The 1,910-nt window shown below is 70.1% G+C and carries 2 protein-coding genes; both read right to left on the reverse strand.

The genetic code is table 11. The features are described 5' to 3' along the window. Positions 1–256: 256 nt before the first annotated feature. The gene (locus AC3XYG_RS01390; protein ID WP_489138020.1) at positions 257–643 is read right to left on the reverse strand and encodes a VOC family protein; all 387 of its coding nucleotides are present in this window, start codon (positions 641–643) and stop codon (positions 257–259) included. Positions 644–662: 19 nt separating this feature from the next. Beyond that, positions 663–1,793, reverse strand: coding sequence for an acetoin dehydrogenase dihydrolipoyllysine-residue acetyltransferase subunit (locus AC3XYG_RS01395; protein WP_489138021.1), 1,131 nt, complete (start codon positions 1,791–1,793; stop codon positions 663–665). Positions 1,794–1,910: the final 117 nt, after the last annotated feature.

Here is a 1,910-nt window from a genome sequence, read left to right on the forward strand (position 1 = left end):
CGGCGACAGCGACAACACCGCGTCGATCGGGCTGCACGAGGTGATGGGCTTCAACCGGGTCGGGCTGCTGCCCTCGATCGGCTTCAAGTTCGGCCGCTGGGTCGACAGCGTGCTGATGCAGCGCCCGCTCGGCGACGGCGACACGACGCAGCCGGAATCGTAATTGACAGAAGCGTAGGTTGGGTTCGCGTCGCGAACCCAACATCACACCGCCGCTCCGGGCCAACGATGTTGGGTTCGCCAAGACGAACCCAACCTACGCGCCGCGCGCGGGAAACTCGGTCAGCGACAGCACGTTGCCGTCCGGATCGCGGAACCAGGCGATCCTGCCGCCGGCGGGGCTGGTCCAGACACCCTGCTCGTCCTGCTCCAACCCGGGATAGCGGTCGAACACGACGCCGCGCGCCGCCAGGGCTGCGGCCTCGGCGCGGATATCGGCCACGTTCCAGCCGAGGGCAGTGTGGCGGGCCGGCACCAGCTCCTGCACCTTCTGGACCCGGAGCATGGTCCCGGCACCGTCGAACACGAGGGCGAAGGGCGAATCCTCGATCAGCCGCAGGCCGAGGACCGCACCGTAGAACGCCTTGGCATCGTCCGGCCGGATGGTCGCGACGAAGGCGATGATGTCGTGGCTGCCCAGCATGGTCCCGCTGCTCCGGAAATCAGGCGTCCCCGACGAACGCCTCGATCAGCCGGTTCACCTCGGCCGCGGCCTCCATATGCACCATGTGGCCCTTGCCGTCGAAGCGATGCACCGCGATCCCAGCCGGCAACCCGTCGGCATGGGCGGCGGGCAGGATCGCGTCCGCCGTGCCCCACACCACCTGCACCGGCACCTTGGCGGTGCCGAGCCGGTCGCGCAGCGACACCGCCTGGCGGCCACTGGGGAAGAATTGCCCGGCGGTCGCCTTCAAGGCCGCGTCGACGCCGTCAAGCCGCTTGTACTTCAGCACGTCCTCGACCAGGTCGCGGGTCACCAGCTCCGGGTCGGCGAACAGCGCCTCCAGATACGGCTTCAGATCCTTACGCTTCTGCGCCGTGATGAAGCCGTCGATATAGCCGCCATTGATCTCCGCCCCCAGCCCGGCCGGGGCGATCAGCGTTGCCGACGCCACCCGGTCTGGTGAGTCGAGCGCCAGGGACAGGGCCACGGCCCCGCCCATGGAATGGCCGGCCAGATGCGCCTTGGCGATGCCCTGGGCATCCATATAGGCCAGCACCGCTCCCGACAGCGCGGCGAGGTCGCCGTCGCCGACATCCTTGCCCGAGCCGCCATGGCCGGGCAGGTCGATGGCATGGACCGGTCGTCCCGTCAGCGCCGGCTGGGTGAACAGCCAGTTGTTGAGGTCACCGCCGAAGCCATGGATCAGCACGACCGGCGTGCCGTCGCCCTCTCCCGTCACCAGCGCCCGGATTGCCCGGCCGCCGGCCTGGACAATCTTCGGCTCCGGCGGTGGAGCCGCACTCTCGGCTGCTGCCGCAGCCTCGGCCTGGAACGCCGCGATGAAGCGATCGAGTTCGCCGTCGTCGACCTCGCCCTCGACCACGACGCCGAGCAGGGCGCCGACCGGCAGGGTCTGCCCCTCCTCCGCCACCCGCCGGCGCAGCGTGCCGGCGACCTGGGATTCCAGGGCGTTGGTGATCTTGCTGGTCTCGATGTCGACGATCTCGGTGCCCGGCTCGATCCGCGCGCCCTCCGCCGCGGTCCAGACGGCGAGCAGGCCCTCGGTCATCGCCAGGCCCCATTTCGGCATGGTGATCGGGTGGATGGTCCCAGTCGTGGAATCGCTCATTCCGCAGCCTCCCGCCGGCCCGGCGCGCCCATCACCGTGCGCACCGCCGCCGCCACCTTGTCGGCGTTCGGGACGTAGAGGTCCTCCAGCGCGGCCGCGAACGGCACCGGCGTGTGC

Source organism: Inquilinus sp., assembly GCF_057815775.1.